The 22,437-nt window shown below is 37.5% G+C and carries 16 protein-coding genes; 1 reads left to right on the top strand and 15 read right to left on the bottom strand.

Annotation, left to right across the window (positions count from 1 at the left end; translation table 11 throughout):
* Positions 1-5: 5 nt before the first annotated feature.
* Positions 6-932 carry a quinolinate synthase NadA gene (gene nadA, locus KIM67_RS13810; RefSeq protein ID WP_213832145.1) on the bottom strand — a complete coding sequence of 309 codons (927 nt, stop codon included), beginning with the start codon at positions 930-932 and terminating at the stop codon, positions 6-8.
* Positions 933-1,055: 123 nt separating this feature from the next.
* On the opposite strand from nadA, the gene KIM67_RS13805 reads away from it, so the two are divergent.
* The gene (locus KIM67_RS13805; protein ID WP_213832144.1) at positions 1,056-1,505 is read left to right on the top strand and encodes an Rrf2 family transcriptional regulator; all 450 of its coding nucleotides are present in this window, start codon (positions 1,056-1,058) and stop codon (positions 1,503-1,505) included.
* 7 nt (positions 1,506-1,512) lie between these two features.
* Here KIM67_RS13805 and KIM67_RS13800 read toward each other — a convergent pair whose 3' ends face one another.
* The 14 genes from KIM67_RS13800 to KIM67_RS13735 all read right to left on the bottom strand — a co-directional run bounded on the left by KIM67_RS13800 (position 1,513) and on the right by KIM67_RS13735 (position 22,393).
* Entirely contained in the window at positions 1,513-3,306 is a 1,794-nt protein-coding gene (locus tag KIM67_RS13800) for a hypothetical protein (protein ID WP_213832143.1), read from the bottom strand.
* A gap of 219 nt (positions 3,307-3,525) precedes the next feature.
* Positions 3,526-5,307: an anaerobic ribonucleoside-triphosphate reductase gene (gene nrdD / locus KIM67_RS13795; RefSeq protein WP_213832142.1), complete on the bottom strand. Its 1,782-nt coding sequence runs from the start codon at positions 5,305-5,307 to the stop codon at positions 3,526-3,528.
* 5 nt (positions 5,308-5,312) lie between these two features.
* The gene (gene nrdG / locus KIM67_RS13790) at positions 5,313-5,762 is read right to left on the bottom strand and encodes an anaerobic ribonucleoside-triphosphate reductase activating protein (RefSeq protein ID WP_213832141.1); all 450 of its coding nucleotides are present in this window, start codon (positions 5,760-5,762) and stop codon (positions 5,313-5,315) included.
* Between the two features lie 180 nt (positions 5,763-5,942).
* A complete protein-coding gene (locus tag KIM67_RS13785) occupies positions 5,943-6,653 on the bottom strand; it encodes a LytTR family DNA-binding domain-containing protein (protein WP_213832140.1) in 711 nt (236 codons plus the stop codon).
* Entirely contained in the window at positions 6,628-7,506 is an 879-nt protein-coding gene (locus tag KIM67_RS13780) for a sensor histidine kinase (RefSeq protein WP_213832139.1), read from the bottom strand. Before KIM67_RS13780 ends, KIM67_RS13785 begins: the two co-directional genes overlap by 26 nt.
* A 207-nt stretch (positions 7,507-7,713) precedes the next feature.
* On the bottom strand, positions 7,714-8,874 hold the full coding sequence (locus KIM67_RS13775) for an amidohydrolase family protein (protein ID WP_250149266.1): 1,161 nt from the start codon (positions 8,872-8,874) through the stop codon (positions 7,714-7,716).
* Between the two features lie 352 nt (positions 8,875-9,226).
* A complete protein-coding gene (locus tag KIM67_RS13770) occupies positions 9,227-9,370 on the bottom strand; it encodes a hypothetical protein (protein WP_213832137.1) in 144 nt (47 codons plus the stop codon).
* Positions 9,371-9,379: 9 nt separating this feature from the next.
* A complete protein-coding gene (locus KIM67_RS13765) occupies positions 9,380-10,831 on the bottom strand; it encodes a hypothetical protein (protein ID WP_213832136.1) in 1,452 nt (483 codons plus the stop codon).
* A 150-nt stretch (positions 10,832-10,981) separates the two neighbouring features.
* Positions 10,982-11,893, bottom strand: coding sequence for a helix-turn-helix domain-containing protein (locus KIM67_RS13760; protein WP_213832135.1), 912 nt, complete (start codon positions 11,891-11,893; stop codon positions 10,982-10,984).
* 175 nt (positions 11,894-12,068) lie between these two features.
* Positions 12,069-13,160: a type 1 glutamine amidotransferase domain-containing protein gene (locus KIM67_RS13755; protein ID WP_213832134.1), complete on the bottom strand. Its 1,092-nt coding sequence runs from the start codon at positions 13,158-13,160 to the stop codon at positions 12,069-12,071.
* 154 nt (positions 13,161-13,314) lie between these two features.
* The gene (locus KIM67_RS13750; RefSeq protein WP_213832133.1) at positions 13,315-14,460 is read right to left on the bottom strand and encodes an OmpA family protein; all 1,146 of its coding nucleotides are present in this window, start codon (positions 14,458-14,460) and stop codon (positions 13,315-13,317) included.
* A gap of 299 nt (positions 14,461-14,759) precedes the next feature.
* A complete protein-coding gene (locus tag KIM67_RS13745) occupies positions 14,760-20,489 on the bottom strand; it encodes a T9SS type A sorting domain-containing protein (protein ID WP_213832132.1) in 5,730 nt (1,909 codons plus the stop codon).
* A gap of 202 nt (positions 20,490-20,691) precedes the next feature.
* Positions 20,692-21,759: an alpha/beta fold hydrolase gene (locus tag KIM67_RS13740; RefSeq protein WP_213832131.1), complete on the bottom strand. Its 1,068-nt coding sequence runs from the start codon at positions 21,757-21,759 to the stop codon at positions 20,692-20,694.
* On the bottom strand, positions 21,740-22,393 hold the full coding sequence (locus KIM67_RS13735) for a hypothetical protein (protein WP_213832130.1): 654 nt from the start codon (positions 22,391-22,393) through the stop codon (positions 21,740-21,742). Before KIM67_RS13735 ends, KIM67_RS13740 begins: the two co-directional genes overlap by 20 nt.
* Positions 22,394-22,437: the final 44 nt, after the last annotated feature.

The raw sequence follows: 22,437 nt of genomic DNA, 5'->3' as shown, positions 1-22,437 counted from the left end.
TATACTTAATTTGAAAGCTCTAACATCCGCTCAATGGGAACGAGAGCTTTTTCTCTAACATCTTCAGGTATATCGATCTGTGGACTTTGATGCCTTAAACAGTCATATAGCTTTTGAAGTGTATTGACTTTCATATAACTGCACTCACTACAAGCACAGGTGTTATCCTCCTCTATTGGTGCTGGAATCAATTCCGTGCCCGGGACTGCCTTACGCATCTCGTGCAATATACCAGCTTCAGTGGCGACTATGAATTTCTCTTTAGGATGTTCCTTTACAAATTTTATCATCCCAGCGGTAGAGCCTACATACTTAGCCGTTTTTAAAATGTGTTCTTCAGATTCTGGGTGGGCAATAATTACCGCACCAAAATTCTTTTGGTACAGATCCAATAACTTATCCATACAAAATGCTTCGTGTACAACACAACTACCATCCCACAATAACATATCCCTGCCTGTCTGTTTGATAATATATTTGCCCAAGTTCCTGTCCGGCGCAAAAATAATAGGCTTATCCTTTGGTACGGACTGTACTATTTCTAGGGCATTGGAAGATGTACATACTAAATCGCTCATTGCCTTTATTTCTGCCGAACAGTTGATATAGGTAATTACAATATGATCTGGATGAGCATCTAAAAAGGCTCCAAAAGCTTTTGGTGGACAAGAATCGGCCAAGGAACAACCTGCTGTAAGATCTGGCAATACAACTTCCTTTGTGGGGTTAAGAACTTTTGCCGTTTCCGCCATAAAGTGAACCCCAGCAAATACGATGATTTCCGCGTCAACCTCAGAAGCCTTTCGGGACAATCCCAGACTATCCCCAACATAATCCGCAACCTCCTGTATTTCGGGACGCTGGTAATAATGTGCCAGAATTATAGCGTTTTTCTCTCTTTTTAATTGCTGTATTTTTTCTACTAAGCCCACTGTTCAAGGAAAATAAATATATAACTGGGAAAATTAGGAACCTCCCACTAAGACAACAATGATAAAAATCATAATAGAGTATAAAATGGTCTTTTTATTATATTTGGCCCTTAAAAAAGTTAGATGCTCTCCAATGCCTGCAAATATGCCATAAGGGCAATATTATATTTAGCAATACACAGTGATAAGACCCATAAAATAGGGGTGAAAAAAATTGCTGATGAAATAGAGATTCCAAAAGCTTTTTTGGCGCAATTGTTAAGACAACTTACCGCCAACAAATTGATATCCTCTGCCATGGGGCCCGGTGGTGGATTCTTTCTTGATCCAAAAAACAAGGAGAAATCAGTTTGGGATATCATATCCTGTATTGATGGAACCTATAAACTGGACCAGTGTTTTTTAGGTCTTTCCGAATGCAATGATGAGAACCCCTGCCCTGCCCATTACATTGTATCTCCTTTCAAAAAAAAATTATTGAGCGATTTTAGGGATAAAACAATTTCCAAGCTAGCAGAAGAAATAGAAAGAAAAGGAACGTTACTCTCTTTAAAGGGTTTTGAACCTAGCTGATACCAATTTATATGTTATCCAATTCTGAATCTATCTGGCCCAAGGTGTTTTTTCCCTTTTCCAAATCCTTTAAAATTTGAAGCCTGGAACTTTTAAAAGTAGTTTTTAAGCTCCCAAAAATATGCTGATAGTAGGAAATCCCTTCATTAAGGTTCTTTACAAAAGTTGACAGGTATTTTTTTCGTCTGTTATCCATGGAATCTTTTACTTCATCTAGTTTACTTTGCAGAAAATCAATATAAATATGAAGTTCTTTTATAAACATATTTGGACGATCAGTTCTTGTAACCACATTGGACGCTCCATAGATATGATCTGTAATTTCTTTTAAACTCATCTCCTTTGAGAAATATGCCATATTTGGCCCTGGGCAAACTGAAACGCCGTCTCCTTCCTTTTTTGTATCCAAATCATACTTTAACAGCGCAGCCGTTCCCAATCCGACACAGGCACATGTTTTTTGCACGATTTTATCGTATTCCTTGCTGTAGGTTTCTTTGGAAAGCCCTTTTGTATCCAATTCCATGATCTTTAGGTATTGATATTGACGTGATGCTGTACAGATGCCTTTTTCCGTAAATTCCTTGTTTAGGGCAACATGCTTTTTTGGACAGGAACTTCCTAGCCGACCCTTCACTATTAAAGCTAACTTTTCATCGTCTTTTGTATTTCCCTTTAGGTTATTAAAGGGTACGCCCAACGGAGATACATCGCTCAAGTATAGATCATCTTCTTTAGCGCTGGCCAATTTATCCAATGTACTTTTATCTACAGTAGTCGCTTCGGGTACTAAAAGAAATGGAAATCCCCAACCTACTGAATCTACCTTGTAATGATCTAATAAAAACTGATGTTCCTCTGCTGTGCCCACGCCTCCTTGTGCAGTAATTTTAACTGGTAACGGCGATTTGGGGACAAAGGCTTCTTTATGGGAAAGGGCTTCGATGAAAATTTGATGTATTTCTTGAATCAATTCTTCTTTCTTGTCCCTAAACTGGGCCAATATAGGTCCCATAAGATATCCATCCGTCGCAAATGCATGCCCCCCACAATTAAGTCCGGATTCAATTCTATATTCTGAAACCCATAATCCTTTCTTTGCAAGAAACTTTCCTTGTATCAAAGCAGACCTGTAATCACTCACTTTTAAAACTATTTTCTTTTTGATTTGCCCTTCCATGTCAGGATAAAAATCCTCGAATTCTTCCATATAACTATACAGCCTTGGGTTCATCCCTGCAGAAAGTATTACCGAAGAGGATAGCTTACTATTGGCATATCCCCTTAGAGCAGCATGGGCATCATTATATTCAGTAGGCAATTGCTTATCTTTTATGTAGTTTTCCTTATCCACTTTGGTCATAATATTGACATCTATACTACCCATGGAAAGATTTGTTTCCAATACATCCTTAAGCTCTTCCAAATTAAACCCATTTGAGGTCAAATTCTTAAACTTCTCTTTTAGAACCGAAGTATCCGGCAAGATATTAAAGTGCTGTTTTAACTCATTGCTGTACCCTGAAGTAATATCTTTAAGTTTTTTAAACTTTTTTTCTGCTAGATCGTTAATCAAATTAAGGTAGGAAGTAATCCTTTTGGCTCTGAAATCCTCTATGCTTTCTGTAATTTCGTGATAGGGTACTTCGAACATATCACAGTACATTTTTCGTATTTTTTCCAATAAGATATCATCGACCAAGGAAATAACCGAGTCTATGCCCAAATGGGAAACTTTTAAGGGAGTGTCAATGGTAAAGCCTATCCCCATCACAGGAATATGAAATGAATGTAATTGCATTGGGACTAATTATGTTTTTAATTATGTAGTCGCGGATTTTCCGTCAGACCCTTGTTATAGCAGTCTCGTCTTATAATTCAGCTCACATTTTTAAAGGGCTTGAATCCTGGTTAATACGAATACCTTATTGCTCCCATCAAAAATCATGAATGGAATCAGGATTAAACACGACAATTATCATGTTTTAAAACCTACTAAATTTTAAACAAGCTGGTCTAATTATGCTTCCTGTGTATGGTAATGCCTCAATTGATGCTCTTTCTGCCGATTGGAACTAAAACTGGACACGCGTTTTAAATAGCCTATCACCCGGGTAGCATAATCTACATTTTGGGAGTTACAGTTACTGCATTTCAACAAAGTACGTTTGTCGATATGCGAACAATCGTTGCAAACCGTAATCTTTATGTTAAAACAGAAGTAATTGCATCCTGCCGCTGCCGTTGCATGAATAAGCTTTATAAACCCTTGTTTATTGGGAGTTTCCTCTAAATTAAGATGTAATGCCGACCCCCCGTCCAAGTATTGTATGATTTCCTTACCGTGCAACATAATTTTATCCAACGAATTGGTTTTAGGGTCTTCAACTACATAGAAATAGGAATTGTAACAATCCCTGGGAACAAACAAACCGTCTTCCCTGTCCCATTTGGCATTTTTTACACCTAAGTTTTCGGCAGGAACGAATTCAGTATTGAACATATATCCATATTGTTCCTTTGCCGCCCTATTCTCTTTATAGATAGCCTTAAGGTATCTATTCACAAAACTTTTATACGATGCGTGATTGCCCACTTTTATACCTTGGCTTTCGGCCGCTTCTACCATACCATTGATTCCTATAGTCAAAAATTGTTTGTCCATAGCTATAAAACCGGCACGGTAAACAGGAAGTAATCCTGCTTCATCGTATTCATTCATAAGCTTTCTATAGGCTACTTGATATTTATGGACTTTCCGAACTTCTTCAACGATATCAGCTTTTTTTTGAATTAGCCTGTTCATGTTCAACGTTATTACATTTATAGATCCCGTTGCCACACCACCGGCTCCAAGGGAATAACTAAAAGTACTGTCACTGATTTCGTTTCGTAGTCGGCAGCAAGACGCCAGACTATCCGCATTTTCGGATTGATAGATGAAAAAAGAATTTCCTTCGCTCAATTCATGTGCGCACATATCGGTAAATTGTGTATCAACAGGAGTTCCATTTTTTACCAACATCGCCGCTGTGACGACTGGAAAAGTCAGGATGGCCTTTTTTCGTTCTTCATTGAACCATTTCATAAAAAACTTCTGTAGCTTTTTTATGCTTTCCCAATGGGGTCTGGTCATATTAGGAAATACGAAATCCCCGAACATACTGTTAAAATAGGCTTCATCATAAATGGAGAGATTCCAGAATACAGACTGATATCCTCTGGCAGCGGCAGGTTGATTAATCGCATAGATTACATGTTGTAAATGATTTTCGATTAGTTTTTTGTGAGTATTCAGATAATCTACACCATAGTCCTTGGCTGCAAAATGGTCAAAATACAATAAGAACTCAACTGTGGCCAAGGCACCTGCGAATTGGGAACTTACTGCAAAAACTAGATTCACGAATTCGCCACAATAGCTTTCCAAATGGTTGGGAGCTTTACTTTCTCCCCCAAGCTTTGTAAGTCCGTCCAACAAAAATGGGTACATGCTTATGGATACACAATATGGTTTTAAAGAAGTTTCGTCGTGTATATATATTTCGTGGGATTCTATCTGTCTTGTATATTCGTTTGCCAGCTCATCCCCGAACAAGGACGCTATCTTTTGTTTTACCAGTGCCCGGTTCACCTGTATGTTAATATCCTTATTTAGTTCAGCTTCCATTGTCGCAATGTTTTTTGAAGTTACATTGGCATTGGCATCCATTTTAGAACCATCCGCAGCATTGGCTGAATGTAAATAATCGTTAATAAAGTTGATTTTTTTTGCTATTTGACCGTCTGAAAGTCGTAACATAGATTTTAAGTTTTAAGGAATAGATGATTAAGTCGTTTTTTTGTTTTTACTTCGATAAACTCCTGATTGGTAGTCTTGCTCTCCAAACCTCCTAAAGATTTGTCCCATCTTCCGGTCTTGACCCAGGTCAGGTGCTTTAAAATTTCTAGATCTAATTGGTCTTGCCCCGTATAAACACAGGTTTTATATCCTTTGTCTTGGGCATATTTCAAACTGCTTATCAATTCATTTTTGTGCCATTCCCCTCCCATAAAAATGACACAGGTGGCAAATCCATAATACTTATGGAGGATGTCTTCATATAGTTTTTGGGTCAATTTTGTCCCAGTTCCCTTTTTCCATAAAAATGGAGAATGACATCCTTCACATCTAAGAGGACACCCTGAAATTGAAAAACAAAGGCTTACTTCTCCCGGAACCTCCTGAAGCACAACATTGAAACTATGACAATACATAATAAATTAATAAATGACCTTTTAATCATCTATAAAATTAAAAATAGAATTATCTCTTTTTTTGCTCTGAAAAACTAGTTATGAAAAGTGTTATCAACAAAGCTCAGATTCGAACAGGTTAAGATATACTGAGCATTCTGGTGCATTTTTGTTAGACTTAGCCTGTGATTGAAGCAATAATCAAGATCGTTCAATAAGTTTATTTCCAATAATAGTTTCATAAACTTGATTTCTTAACGCTCGACTTATTTTAATTCGATGTCCTGCTACATATATCAAATTTCCTTCGAGCTTCACTATATGTTGTAACCCTACGAGATAATAACGATGAACCCTTATAAATTTTTCTTTTGGCAATTCTTTTTCGATTTGCTTTAATGTCACTAGGGTAAGATAACTAGTGTCAACGGTATGTATCTTTACGTAATCCTTCGCAGTTTCTATATATGTAATAGTATCAATTAAAACCTTGATTATCATTCCATCGCACTTGATGAAAATATGATGCTTAACTTCTTTAAACTCTATTTTTTTAGCATCCAAAGCAATGGTTTTATGAACTGCTTTGAGAAATCTATTATATGAAAAGGGTTTAAGTAAAAAGTCAACTACATTAAGCTCAAATCCATCTAATGCAAATTCCCGATGAGCCGTTGTAAATATGACCTTTGGAGGGTTCGAAAGCATTTGCATTAGTTCAACTCCGCTCATGTCTGGCATCTGAATGTCCAAAAACATAATACTAACTGCATTTTGTTTTAAGAATTGTTTGGCCTCAATAGCAGAGGAACATGATTTTACATGCTCTAAAAATGGGGTTTGGTCGATAAAATCCTCTAATCCTTTTCTTGCCAATGGTTCATCATCAACTACTAAACAGCTTATTTTCATTTAGTTGAATTTTTAGATTTACAGTGAAGGTACCTTTTTTACATTCCGTATTAAAAAGATGTCTATTTGGATAAATTAGTTCCAATCTTCTTTTGACATTGGCCAAACCTATACCTCTACCCTCCCTAAATGAATTTTCGGTTTGTGAATTCGATACGGTGTTTTCTACCGTAAAATTCAAAGTTTGTCCAGACGCTATAATGGCCTCTATTTTTACCCAATACCCCTGACTGCTTTGTCCATGTTTAAAAGCATTTTCAACTATGGGCATTAAAAGCATAGGGACGATTGTCAATCCTTCTTGATTATCAGGAAATTCATATGAGACCGTAACAAGGTCCTCATGTCGAATTCTTTCAATATCAATATAGTTTTTCAGATTCTCAAATTCCCGTTCCAAAGCGATATGCTTCTTACCGGTTTCGTACAACTGATGGCTTAATATCTCTGAAAACTGAAGTAGCATTTTTTTTCCACTTTCTAAGTTCCTGCCCAACATGATATAAATACTATTTAATGAATTAAAGAGAAAATGTGGGTTGATTTGATTTTTTAATAAGTTTAATTCGGTTTCAATTTGCTTCTGTCCTATTTCTCTTATAGAGCGCTCATTTCTGTACCATTCATCAGTAAGAAAAAGGGTCATGGATAAACATAAGGACAGGATAACTTCGGTAGTAATGGCAATTTTTCCAGAAATGCTTATAAAGAACTCTGAAGTCGGCAAATGGATATTAATATTTTTAAAATAAAAATTGAGATAGTAAGACGAAAATAACGTAGTAATTATAATACCTACTACTAATATTACCGCATAACTGATCATCCTTTTTTTTAATAGAAACTTTGGCATCAAGAAATATAAGTTGAAATAAACCAGGAAAACATAGGGAATGAACGTAAATATATTGGTCTCTAAATTTTCTAAGATATCAGTATGGTAATTAAGGTCGCGAACACTCCATAAAAAAAGAAATAGCATCCAAAAAAGAACATGTTTGATTAGATTGCCATAATTCATAGGAGTTCTGTTTAACTAAAGCCAAAGAAACTTAAGTAATCATTTTAAAATTACACCTTGTTTTACTCTTAGTCCAATGTTTTTATGTATTTGCGCAATATCTTGTAATGGATTTGTATCTAAAACTAGAAAACTTGCCTCATACCCTTCTTTTAGTTCTCCTACTTTTCTATTGGGGAAAATGGTTTGGACAGCATTTTTTGTCCACATTTGCAACAATTCCAAATTACTAAATACCTTCAACTGATTTAGTATTTGAAATTCACCTGATGAATTATCATTATACATATCCGACCCTATTGCCATAGTAACACCCTCATCTTTTAATAGTCGTAGGTTTGATTTAATGTTGTTCAATAAATCTTGATAATTCGTGCTTTTTTGTTTTTTTGAAACAAGAGATACCGTTGTAACCACTACAACACCTTTTTCTTTGGCTAAAATCACATCTTTTTTATGAATTGGTTTTCCGTTTTTTATTTCAGGTAGGTGAGCAATTTCATCCACTCCGGCGCTTACTGCAACATGGAAATCATATGCTGTTTCCACATGTGTACTTACTCTTAATCCTTCAGCATGTGCCTTTTCGACTATTGAAGCAATCAATTTAGGATTCAATCCCTTTTTACCAAAATATGCAGTTTCATTTTTTCGTTTTTCGTATTCTTCGGAATGTAAAAGATTCAATTTGATGAAATCTGGTGAAAATGACATGATACTGCCCCACTTACTTTCCAATTCTTCTTTGGTATCGATGAGCACATACCCATGAAATTCAATTTCTTCAATGGAATTGAACAATCCATCAAAATAACCTTTGTCAAGATATCTTTTCCTGAGTCCCACAGGATGTCCTCCTCTTGCCGTCAATGGCGCATGTGCCAAACTTATGTCAATACCTTTCGGAATATTATATCTTGTCATTAGCGGGTCTATTCTTTTTTTTATGGAGGATAAAAGCTTCACATAAAAAACACCGTTACCTAAATACGAAGCAATTCTTTTATCCAATCCGTATGCACTTTCCAGATTATGATTATGGGCTTCTGCAAATGGTGGTATAATATATTTGCCCGATACATCTATAACAGTATCTACTTCTTTACCGGTACTTTTAAAATTGATAAGTCCTTCTTTGAGCCAAACGGTTTTCTTTTCAAATGTCTCTCCGTTAAACCAATGACCGCCTATAAGCTTCATCACTGGACTATCTAAGTTTTTCTTGACGTATTTGGTTTTAGCCACACTCTCTTGTAAGCGGCAAGACACGTTTAAAAGGATTATAAAAATAAGGAGTGAAAACCCTTTCATTCTTCATGGTATTTAGTTGACCATAAAGAAACTAAACAGGTATATTATATATTAATTTAATAGCTTTATGGGGTTTATCAATAGATAGAAAGTACCCATAGTTAGATAAGATAATTTACGGGTTCTTACTATAAAAAACAGATACCACTCCCCCATTACTGCAAGTTCTATTCAGTTATTTTAGAGGTATTAGTAGCTAGACTAGTATTTTATGAAAGTGTTCTTAAACCAGTAAAAGGCTCTAATTACAACTGGGTAACTTGCCTTCAAGAGACATAACGTTCCAAGCTGTTTCATACCCAATTTTGTGTGCGCGCCATGAACGCCATGCTCCAGAGGATGCATCGGAAGGTTCTGCACCTATATCACATTTACCTGTTAACAAAGTATAAATTTATCCACCAATGGCCTTATCTAAGTCCCTGCTCATATGCCAGTTATCACGATAGGCAGAATCTGTTATGTTTAGTTCTTTCATTTGGGCATATAAAGCGCGTATGGGAACTGCTCTGGCCGTAGGTAATTCGTTTTCACGAATCATATATAATGCCACTCCCAAATCCGTACCATTTTCCGATTGAATACCTCTTTTATCGATACCATAAAGCATAGAAGTGTCTCCGGTAACAGAGCCATCTTGCATAGGAAAACCTATAGAGAAATTAAACTTGCCGGCATCTATTTTATAACGTTTGTTAGTTTCAAAATTAGTATTCGCCCTTCCCAGATTAAAGTTTACGGTAGCGGCACCATCTCTTTGTAAAGTCGTTCCATCTACTTTTGCAATAACCCAGTTTAAACCGCCAATGATTCCATTTTCAGTGCTGGAACCTGTATGGTTGTATCGTATTATGGATTCATTTACAGTACCGCTTTTAAAGGGAGAATTATAGCTGTGTTCTCCTGAAAAGTGAGTTTTGGACTTTGCTTCCTTAACACCTGATAGGGCAGCATCGGCCAAGGCGTCGTTATATATATAATCAGAAATTGATGGGTTTTCATTATATATATGTGCGTAGATTGCTGCTGCTGTTAGATAAGCTCCATTTGGTGAGGGGTGTGCAGACTGCTCATCTTTTAATTCTGAAGATAAATCCTGCCAGGCAAGTCCTGCAGGTACCACTTCCAAATCTACGAGTGCACCAGCAGCAGTACGATATGTAAAATCTTCAAAATTGGAAATGGAAGTTGTATTTTGTTCGCTTTTCGGCCATTGCATTAGTAAAAGTGGCTTGGCACTGCCCTCAGTTATTTTAGTAGCAATCTTATTGACACCTAAAGAATAAAATCCTGGTATTTTTGAAACAATATATGGGTCCGCTGCTATAACTACATAGTCCCAATCCTTTTCTCCATCACCTTTTAGGTTAGACATACGGTTTTCCTGTCCATCGGGCCAATAATAATATTGGACCAACGAATGTGCATAATGGGTATACTCTATTTGATTGCTGGCACTGCTACCTAAACCTACGTTTACAATCTTTTCCCTGTAGGTATCTTCATATTCAATATTTACAGTAGTGGTTACCGTATTATCTTGGGATAAAATGTTGTTCAACTGTTCTGTAACAGAAGCTAATGAGAAAGCCTGCGTACTGGAATTGATAGATTTACTGGGTCCCAATAATAAAATATTTAACGTCCCATCTTTGTTCACATCTGCATCGAAATTTTCTTCAGTGGGCGTATTTGTGCCATCCTCTTCAGTGGATTCTTCTTCGTTTTCCGAAGTAGTTTTTGTTTCGTCTTTACCGCATGCAATATTAAAAACTATAAAAGCAACTAGTAGTATCCTGTTGTAGAAATTACAACTGGTTTGAGAATCATTGGATTTGGGAACCATGAGATTATTTTTGGGGTAAGGGTCTCTAAAACGTTATACACCACTATATATTGTTATTTTTCCGGTTGTTTAGATGAAATGCATACCTTTAAAAAGCAAAGGAAATTCAATATGTTATAACCAAATGAAATAGTCAACAATAGTTTAGCCCTAATTATTCTTCTTATACGATGATGGAGTTGTACCTTCAAATTTCTTGAATGCGATATTAAAAGATGATAAACTGCTAAAACCTATATCAAAAGCAATCGAAGAAATGGTGTACTTTCTACTAGTACTATCAAGGAGCATTTCTTTCGCCTCCTGAATTCGATAATAGTTAATAAAATCGTTGAAGTTGCGTTTGGCATATTGATTTATAACCTCCGATGTTTTTTGAGTGCTTTTTTCAACAATATTGCTTAAACGAACCAGAGAAATATCAGATTCCAGATATAGCTTTTCAGCAACCATTAATTCACGTATGCGTTGAAATAGTGTAGCGTTCTCATTTTGGGCAAAGACAGTTCCATCTATATGGGTTGAATTAAGTTTATATGCCTTGTAACTCAAGTAGTAGATGACCACAGAATACATAACGGGCCCTATAATATATGGAACAGTATCTTCTATGATATTTAAAACATATGAAAACCAAATCATACTAAAACCAACAATTAAAATCTGTAACCAATGCACTATAGAAATTTGAGATTTGGTACGGTGTGTCTTTGGATGGGCATTCATCACCTTGCGCACCATCATAGCAGATTTCAAAATGTAAAAAGCTAAATGTAGATAACTGAAAATAATTGTACTTGCAAATAGTGCAACCGCTATACCATTGTCCTCGTTGAACCAACTATTGCTTATAAAAAAGCTTATCCCGAAAATCAAAACAAATGGTACCAACTCCAATATATAAAAATTGGGTAATTTAAAGTCCGTTGTTGTCATTGCCAAAATATACCATCGTAATAAAGGTCCAATTATCAATAGAAATGATAAACCGGTAAATATGAAAATGGGTTCGAGGTCATCTCCAAAATACAACATGACCGATTTGCCAATGCGAAATGCCATAAAGATCAATAGCAATCCCAGCAAGAGGTTTGATTTTGTTCTTTTTTTATTGAAAAAGCATAAGTAAAAGGCAAAAAATATACCGTGCAAGAGCCCAGAACCACTAATCAACACAAGAAGTATATCTAAAAAAGGCAATCTATTATTTTTCTCGAATTTAACGATATCTGGGTTTCTAAGCTTCCATTTGTTTAATAAAAGAGACCATACTGATGATATCGAAAAATCGACCGATATCCCCTTTCATTGCCGCAATAATGCCGTGCTTCGCAATGAGTACCCGATTTATGGGTACTTTCTGGGTTTTCAACATTTGTGTTATCAGTTCTTTTGCGCTTTTTGAACCATGTAGATCATACCTAATTAATACATTGACCGCATTCTCTTCATCGGTAATTTCTCTGAACTTTGGCTTATATCCTAATTGTTTTACCATAGTTTCTGCAACCGACCAAACGGACCAAGGGTTTTGACCTGTTACCAAATTAGTATCATGGCTTACCTTATCCAAGTACATTCCACCTTCATTAAATCGTGCGCCTTTAGCTATCAACTTGTCTTGCAATAAAAACGGGAATATCGATGCTGCCTCTGGAATAAGCAACAACTCTTCATCATTGGTAAAAGCGCTTACTCTTTTGTTTTCCAAAAGGGAACGACCATTGTCCAAAGTTACATTGACCAAAGCGGCCGGGCCATGACAGACAGCACCAATAACTTTATTGGATTGATAATAATCACGAACAATGTCTTGAATGGTTTTATTTTCTGGAAAATCGAACATTGCTCCCTTACCTCCAACAAAGAAAACCGCTTCATAATTTTCTTTGATCACGTCTTTTAATGGAATGGTGCTATCAACTTTATTCTGAGCTGTGACGTCATTTAAAAATGCAAAATCATATACACCCATATCTTCATCATCAATAACCACAGGAGGTTTTCCCCCTAATGAACTTGCAATGTCCACTTCAAAACCGTTGGCTTCAAACACATAGTACGCACGGGCCAACTCGGTGAGTTCGTAGCCAGTACTTTTACCGCTATTCCCCATAGTCTTGGTACTTGTTACGACCGCAAGAATCTTGCCTCGTACCGATTGGATGTTTTGCGATAGATACGGTAGGTCTTCTATTTTTGAAGCTACTACTTCAATATTCTTAGGAGGAATTAAACTTTTAAACCAGAGTCCAAAAGAAAGAATCAATACGAACAGAGCGGTTAAGACAACTAGCGTCCATTTAAAAATTGGATATTTTTTTAACATGATATTGTTTTTTGATATGGGGCTAATTACACCGTTCCATACCATAAAAGCATTGCAAATGATAATTCCGTCAGTATTAAATTTGTTTTGGATTCCGTAAACTATGAAGAAATGCTATCTAGGTCTCATAAAAAGTTGTTTCAAAAATTACATTTTATCTAGATAAAATCCGGATTTCTACCCTTCGATTTATTTTTCCTTTTTCAATATCCCGTGTTATAATCAAGGGTTTTGTTTGTCCCCAACCCTTTATTTGGATATTTTCTCTGGCTACTCCATGTTTAACAAGGTATGCTTTAGTGGATTTTACCCTTTCTTCGGACAGTATCTGATTTTTTTTAGCATTTCCAATAGCGGTATGGCCTTCAAGTAAAATTTTTACGGAAGGTTTTGCCTTCATGATTTGAGCCAGCTGGCTCAATTCCTTTTTGGCTTCTGGCTTGATAATAGCCTCGTTCAAATCGAAAATTAGATTTTTTAGAACAAAGCCATCTCTATTTTCCACCATCACGGCCATATCCCCATCGCCAACAGGTGCTATTCCTTCTTCTATTGTAGTGTTTACAATTTTTTCATCGTTTGAGGAGTAATCCAAGGAATCGGAAATACTTGTAAAACAGTTAGACCATACAACCTTATACTTTCCAAAATCTGTAACTGGTATTTCGTTTCTATTGTCAAAATCCAATTTCTCTCCATTGAAAAACCAAGTTATTTCGTTTAAATCCCCAAATCCACCAGGCTTAATCAACGTTGTTTTTAAAAATGTACCGTTATCTTTTATTATTTTTTCAAGTGTGATTTTTTTCTCTAAGTCAGGATTACCAACTTTTAAAACAGCAAAGGCGTTATCGGCAGAACATCGGGGTCTTTGTAAGTTGTTTTTACAGGAGTATTCCAATGATCCTCCAGTAGTAATATAGTATATGCCGTCTTGCAGGGGTGCATTAAAAATGAGCTTAGATTTTTTCTTAAGGAATTGATACCCATAAAAGCTTTTGGCACATAATGAAATGTATCCTCTAAGTCCCCAATATACCTGAACGATACAACCAGGACAATAATCTCCTTTTCGTTTAGATTCGATTCTGGTGGTAATGGTTACTACATCCCCCTTTTCCACCTCCAAGAATGTAATTTTCTTACCATTCATGGTTACATTCGAAAATGTAATTTCCCTATCGGCATAATTCATTTTCTTGATTGATGGTGGAATGTTAAAGTCTTCCTGTGCCCGCAAGTTCTGGTATCCAAAAAAGGATAAAAGTACTAAGTAGAACAATACAACTCTAGTTACCATACCTAAATAGCATCAAAACTAGTATGCGAAGCGGAAAGAAGTTTGTTCTGTCTTTGCAATCTCGGTTTTCATTATACACCCAAAAAAGATTGGTCAAGATAATGGCCTTAAAATGCAACGGAGTATTAAAATACTTTTTGTCCTTTAGAATCTTTGAATCTCAATCGCTATCTAGAATGAATTTGGCACTAAGTTATGTATAGCGAATCATTTAGCTTTACAAAATAGCTTATAAGCTAGATTACTCTTTGAACTACTTAAAAAATAGTTTTTTAAAACTTCTCAAAGATTCAAAACTATCAGTTGATTAAAATCTTTTGCTCATAAATACCACTTTTAACCGTTAGTTTAAGGATATACATACCACTTGGTAAAGTATTTTCCAGAGTATATCTTTCAGTATCTTCTTCAAGAATTGAACTATGTACCAACTGACCTGAAGGTGTAAAAATCTGTACCTGTTTTACACTATCCACCTTTGGCAGTATAATAGTAAACTTGCCATCATATGAAGGATTGGGAAAAATAAACATGTTCAAGGACTTTTCACCTTTAAAGTCCTGGAGCATATCTTCATTAAGATTTGTTACAACCAAAAGTTGCGGTGTGAATACCAAATCTTCAAATAGCGGAACAATCGAACCCGACCAATTTTCGTTTTCAGTAGCCAAATATTTCCCATTGGCATTGGTGGTCACCATAGTGGTAAACCCTTTTAGGGTTACATTTTCCAAAGGATTACCTTTTTCGTTCCTCACTGTTCCCGAAATTGTATATTGATTTCCTAATCTGATTCCAGTAAAATCGTTGCCCCTGCTATCAACTTGGAGGTTGTTCACCTGTATGTTTACTGGTGAAAACGTATAGCCCTGCAACGAAGCCGAAATGCTCCCAGACCAGCTCAGGGCCTCCGTTACCGAATATTGACCGCTTGCATTGGTGGTCACCGTGGTGCTAAACCCGTTTAGGATGACGTTTTCCAATGGATTGCCCTTATCGTCATTTACCGTTCCCGAAACAGTGTACCGGTTCACAATGGGCGTACCGACAAAGTCGTTTCCAGTGTCGTCGCCCTGAAGATTGTTCACCTGTATGTTTACTGGTGAAAATGTATAGCCCTGCAACGAAGCCGAAATGCTCCCAGACCAGCTCAGGTCCTCCGTTACCGAATATTGACCGCTTGCATCGGTGGTCACCGTACTGCTGAACCCGTTTAGGATGACGTTTTCCAATAGATTTCCGTTGTTGTCTTTCACAGTTCCCGAAACGGTGTAACGGCTGATGTTGGGAGTACCCGTAAAGTCATTACCTGTACTGTCCCCCTGCAGATTGTTGATGGATATATCAGCTGGGGCAAAGGTATATCCGGGCAAAGAAACGGAGATGTTACCGGACCAACCTTGTGGCTGATATATCGAATATCGGCCTACGCCATCTGTTGACATTGGAAAACCAAAACCATTTACCGAAACATTGCTTAGAGGATTGCCATTATCATCCTTGACCATCCCCGAAATCTGATGTACAATTGGGGTGCCGACAAAATCATTGCCGCTATCATCGCCCTGTAAAGCATTAATCTGTATGCTGGAAGGTGAAAATGAATATCCTATCAAACTAACTGTGATGGTACCAGACCATCCAACGGCTTCCAAAGCGGAAAACTCGCCATTGGCATCCGTACCCACTACTGTACTAAAACCATTTACAACGACATTTTGCAAAGGGTTTCCTTGATTGTCTCTAACAGTTCCGGAAATATTGAACTGGTTTACCGTAGGCGTGCCTATAAAGTCCCTACCTGAAAGATCTCCCTGAAGATTGTTTACAGTTATGTCGACAGGTAAAAAGGTGTAATTTTGCAACACAGCACTGAATTTCCCTGACCAGCCTTGGGCCTCCGTTGCCGAATATCGACCGTTTGCATCGGTGGTAACGGTTGTACTGAACCCGTTTAATATGACGTTTTCCAGAGGGCTGTTATTGTTATCGCTAACCGAACCAGAAATTGCATAGGTAAGTTGATTTTGAGATTGGAGTACCACGGTTTCCGTGACAGCATTGCCATTAACAACCAATGAACCTTTAACTGTTTGATACCCTGAAGCGTTTACAATAAAGGGGTAACGTCCATCAGGTATTTTCCCTATAGCCACCATACCGTTTGCATCGGTGTAGTAGGTGTTTCCTTCTAATAAAATCTCAGCATATAATATTGGTGAAGACATTACATCCTCAATCCTAAAATCTACATCGTATTGATTTGTTTTTGGGACAAAAACAAGTGATTTTGTATACGTTGGATTAGCCAGTACGAAACCACCGCTCTGGGAATGGTAACCATCAATACTTGCAAAATAGCGATAACTAAATTGTCGTATTCTAAGATTTGGTATTTGTATTTGACCTTGACTATCGGAAATGTATCGATTTCCCTCGAAATCTAATACGACACCGGCCAAAGGGTTTACTCCATCACTGCACTCAAAGGTTACACTTGCAGGTTTTGCAAGCGGTATACTATGAAAAGTGAACTGAGGGTCGATTAAAATTTCAAAGATCCTAGGGAGATATCCCGTGGCCGATACAGTAAACTCATACGTAGCAAATCGTACTAAATTATAAATTATAGCTATTCCATTGGTATCGGTAGTCACCGTACGCCCATAAAATTCAACAGTCGCATTCGGTATTGGGTTTCCGTTAAAATCCCCAACAGATAGCGTAATATTTACCGTAGGACCCGAAAGGACAATTTCAATGGTATCGTCCTTGGCAACAACGATGCTAGGTTCAACGGTACCATATGGTGCTGCAAATACGCGAAGGGTATAACTTCCATCAACCAATTGAACCAAAGCTTCTCCTTGGGCATTTGTATTTGTAAACAGTATATCTGGTCCAGTTATAATGATTCCTGCATTTTCAATAGTACGTAAACCATCGGTAACCCGTATGGTAATAGCTCTTAGCGGACCTGTTGGTGGTGCCAAGACAATGGTTTCCGACAGGTCGTTACCCTGTATAGTACTGGAATGGGTAGTGGAAGTAAATCCAGGTGCCGATACCAAAAAACTATACGTATCGCTAACCAAATCTTGAAACAATACTACACCTTGGTTATTTGCTTGATACGTAATACCATCAAAGGTTATTTCTGCTAGTGGCAAAGCATTGGTGCCATCAGTAACCGTCAGTTCCAAATCGTACACTTTTGAAAGCGCTACCCTCTTAAATATGTTATTAGTAGATAACGTAAAGGTACCTGTGTTGATTTCATATCCTGGAACACTCACAGCATATTCAAAAGCCCCATTCCCTGTGAATGTAAACTCACCAAGATTATTCGTAAAAAATGTTTGGGGCGTTTCTCCCTGCTTTTGGATAACAATTTGGGCATTGGCTATGGGTAATGCTCCTTCTGTGACCAAAAAGGTACAGTTTTGATCTTTAAATTCAGTTCCACTGAACAATACTACTTGGATATCAATATCACTCCCGTTTACTTCCAGAATATCGTTCAATGGAATGTAAGAAGAGGAGTGGCTTATGGTGTAGGAATAGGTTCCATCAGATATACCACTAAGTTGCACAACACCATTTGCATCGGTTCTATACACATTTCCATCCCACTCCAATAGCGCATCTGCAACAGGTACTTGTACTGTATTTACTACAGTTATTTTGACTTTTCGATTTCCAGTATTGGCCACAAAAACGGCCTTAAGGTTATAACTTCTGTCTACCTGATTTATATTCAATGGATTACTGGTCCATTGTTCCTGTGTATCTTCGTCCAACCAATGGTCAAAGGTATAGCCTTCATTGGGATAGGCGGTTATGGGAGGAAAATCCACTCCCGGTAGAACCCTTTCAATGGGTTCTTTGTCGATAGTACCATTACCATCATTGGATAGGTTAAAAACGAAAGGTTTTTCCCATTTTAGAATAGGTCGTTTTATACCATCTTGACCATAGGCAAATTGCCAAAGGTTGACCATGTCAAATCTACTGTTTATAAGAAGAGGATAAGAAAAACGATCAGTTGAGTAACTATCAGCACCTTTATCACCAGAATTCGTGCCTTTCCGAAGACCTGTAGTATTTTGATCATAAATTGCATTCAGGGATGCATTACCTGTTACAATGCCAGCAACCGCTCCTGAAGCGCCATCGGAAAGTACTCTACCGGCCGCATAACTGCTGGGAAACCTTACAATATTATTTCTGGATGCCACAAGACTACCTGCAAGTCCTCCAATGGTATCTTTACCGTAAGTTCGGGCCAAACTATAAGAGTTATTGACTTCCGTGTTCATACCATTTCCTAAAAATCCACCCACCTCACTATTTCCTGTAACTAATCCTGTAGCGTAGGAAAAGGATATTTTGGTTCCTACTTGATCTATTCCTATAAATCCTCCGGTTTGGTTCTTACCAACGATATTTACTTTGTCCAGACCTATCTTTGTAATCGTTGCTCCATCCGTATAACCAAAGAGTCCAATACCACTTTCCCCTGGCCTATTAATATGTAGATTATTTATGAGATGCCCTTGTCCATCAAGACTTCCCCTAAAAGGTTGGTTTTGATTGCCTATGGGTATAAACCCTTGACCATTGTTCCAACTTTTGGTTGTAGAAGCATCAATATCGGCTGTCAAGATATAGTGGTCGTCCAACAAGGAAGGTATCGTATTAATGTCTTGCAGTTGATTTACATTCGCTATTTGATATGGGTTAGCTACAGTACCGTCCCCACCTTCAAAAGATGTATTTTCAACAAAAGTTGCAACATAGGTCTGGTTTTGTGTAGCGGTAAACGTATATGGATTTGCCGACGAAACAATGGTTCCCCCTAAACTCCATCCAGTAAAGGTGTAGGCTGGCAATGCGGTATGTTCCAAACGAACCGACTCGTTACTCTTATAATACCCTGAACCTGATGAAGTTGCGGCTGGTCGTGGCAAGCTATTTACCTGTATAAAAATTGGAGACAACTGCATTCTTAAATAGGGTCTGGTGACATTGTCAATAGTAGCGATTACGCCCATTTCCCAAACGTCATCAACTTTCCAATTGGCATTGACAAAACGTTGTTTATCAGAAAAATCCGAGGTATTGAGGGCAGTTATACCTTGCCCATTGCCTTGTCCCGTTCCTTGATGCTGCTGGCTAAGGTTGGCATCATAAAAGGAATCTTCCACGACTCCGCTTAAATTATTGACCCCACCAAAACCACCGCTGATAGTACCAACAACTTGCCCCATGGCATAACTTCTCCTAATAGTTCCCAAATCAAGGATACCTACAAATCCCCCTGCTATTGAAACCCCATTTACAGCGCCCCCTGCCCAACAATCATATATTTGATCGCTGCCCGAAACTCCTAAGAAACCTCCTGAAATTTCTCCTGAGACATTTATGATGGCATACGATTGACCAATGTTGGATTCCCTCGATGAGCCAATCAATCCTCCACTTATATTGTTCGCTCCTGAATTTGCAGTTACACTACCAACCGCATAACAGTTATCTATATTTGTCCGTAGGCTTTCTCCCGCCAATCCACCAACTATGTTGTATCCAACTAAGGTTAGATTGGACAATCCAATATTTTTGACCGTGGCCCCATCTAGAAATCCAAATAAACCAATATACAGTTCATTGGGACGATTGCTATAAAGATTCGATATCGTATATCCTTGACCATCAAAATTTCCTGTGAATGCTTCTCTTTGTCTAACACCGTTTAGTGCCTCGCCAATGGGAGAAAAACCGAGACCAGAATTCCATGTTCGGGTATTGGAAGCATCTATATTTTGGGTAAGGACAAAATAGCTGTCCCAGTGTTCCTCATTTTCGGAAAGAAACCTAAGGTCAGTAAGATTATCGATTTCGAAAGGCGATTCATAAGTACCACTTCCACCAGAGAATTGGGCATTGATTTGAATCGGAATAATTACCATTAGGAACAGCATAAATAAATAGGCTGTTCGTTGCAGTGGGTTAGGAGTTGCTTTTTTCATGTGTAAGTAGGTTAAAACGCTTCAGATTTGGGTATTTATTCATTTATAGTAACCATGTTCTAACGACTAATTGATTGTTTCTCGAATATGTAAAGATTTTTATAGTATTTATTACTAGATGTCTTTCATTTAGATAAGTTGCTTTTTTCTTTCTTTTATACTAGAAAAATCTTATGCTTTTTTCAATAGAATTCATAAACTATCACTTGTTTTCATTAATAAAATCAATAACGACTTGTGCAAACAAATCGGGTTCAAGGAACATTGGTGAATGTCCTGAGTTTTCAAAAATGACCAATTCTTTGGAACTGGATCCGATATTGTCAAAAGCATCTTGGGCAAATTTTGGAGGGACTACCATATCGTATTTTCCCCACAATATCAAGGATGGTATCGTTATTTCATTAAGTCTATCCGTATAGGACAGCTTTTCAAAAATATCTTGGTCTCTAACCAATATTACTTGTGTATCGCTTCCGTTCCAACCTACTGTTAAAGGATTGTTTTTAAAAAAGAAAGTAACCAGCAATTCACTTTGAATACCGTTACCTACTTTAAAAACTACCTTATCATCGGCCAGTTGTTCCTCGGCTTTATAGGCTTCTCTATTCATTTCATAAAAATCGTCATCGGTATAGGTGGTAGTATCCAATTTACTAATGTTGTTTTTTACTTCTTCCCAGTAGGAAATACTTCTATTTGCCTCTATCTGTTGGTCAGCTACTCTTTTAAAATTATTGGGATATTCAAAATAGATTCCTTTAGGGTCATGTGCTCCATCCACCTCTATCCAACCGCTGAATGCATTTTGGTCTTTTAACATCACTGCAGTTCCCAATGTTCCTCCCCAACTATGTCCCATTAAAAATATTTGGGAGTCATCTCCGTATTTATGCCGAATCACTTTTGCCAAAGCTAGAACATCCTCAGCCATAATATCTACACTAATACCATCTTCTGAATATCTGCCTTGGGACATACCGGAGCCGCGTTGGTCAAAATATACAACGGCGCATTCTTTTTCAATCTTACTTTTAATGGTTCCCGCCCTATAGGTTAACCCATCACCTCCCGGACCGCCATGCAAAATGACAAGAAACACCTTTTCCGTTGCATTGCCATAAATATGGGCTGGCATATCCGCACCCTCGTGCCTAACATAAAGCGTATCCTTTAAATCACCTATTTCTTCTTGTGAGCAAGAAAGTATAAAGAGAAATGAAAGCAAGAAGAGTGATATTACAAAGCCACTATTGATTATCCTTCGCATGTTTCCTTTTCTTTTTGATGTTAAAACGATACCCATACTCTAATGCGATTGAGGGTAAAAAACTAGCATTGTAAGGTGTCCGAAGCATGTAAGTAGCATTTAAATATCTGCCTGTTAACTTTTTCCCTTTTCGTAATTTCCCTAAACCGAATGAAATCGAGGGCGCAAAATAATTTCGCCCGGGCAGAAAAACCTTATCCACCCTATCACCCGAAACTTCATAGGTTTCAGGTAAAAACGACCTATAGTAGCCCAAAGGATTAAATTGGATATTAATTTGTTTTCCCTTTGTATTGGTCCTACGCCAAAGAATTCCATAATTGGTAAAAACACCAAGTTCAGTTCTTGGATCCCAACTCAAGCCAATAGTTCCATTGAGCAACCATTGTTTCGTTATAATTTTTGTTCTCTTTTTTTTCTCTTTGGTCCGTACCCTTTCTTTCCAGAGATATTCGGCTCCAAAAGTTAGACCAGGGTTCCAATAAAAATTACCGTAATAACCTGCCCTAAACTCAGTCTTGTCCATAAAGCTGTTAGGCTTATCTTGGACTTCATTCTCGGAATCCACTGAATTTTGACCACAAAGGCCACTGCACACAAGGCACAGCAAGGAAAAAAACCAGCTTTTTTTCATTTTTGATTGATGATTGACCAATAAAAGAACTACTTATATCCCAA

The sequence above is a fragment of the Flagellimonas sp. 389 genome (assembly GCF_018449435.1).
GTDB lineage: Bacteria > Bacteroidota > Bacteroidia > Flavobacteriales > Flavobacteriaceae > Flagellimonas.
The sequence above is the reverse complement of the archived record's forward strand: the minus strand, read 5'-3'. Positions and strand labels throughout refer to the sequence as shown.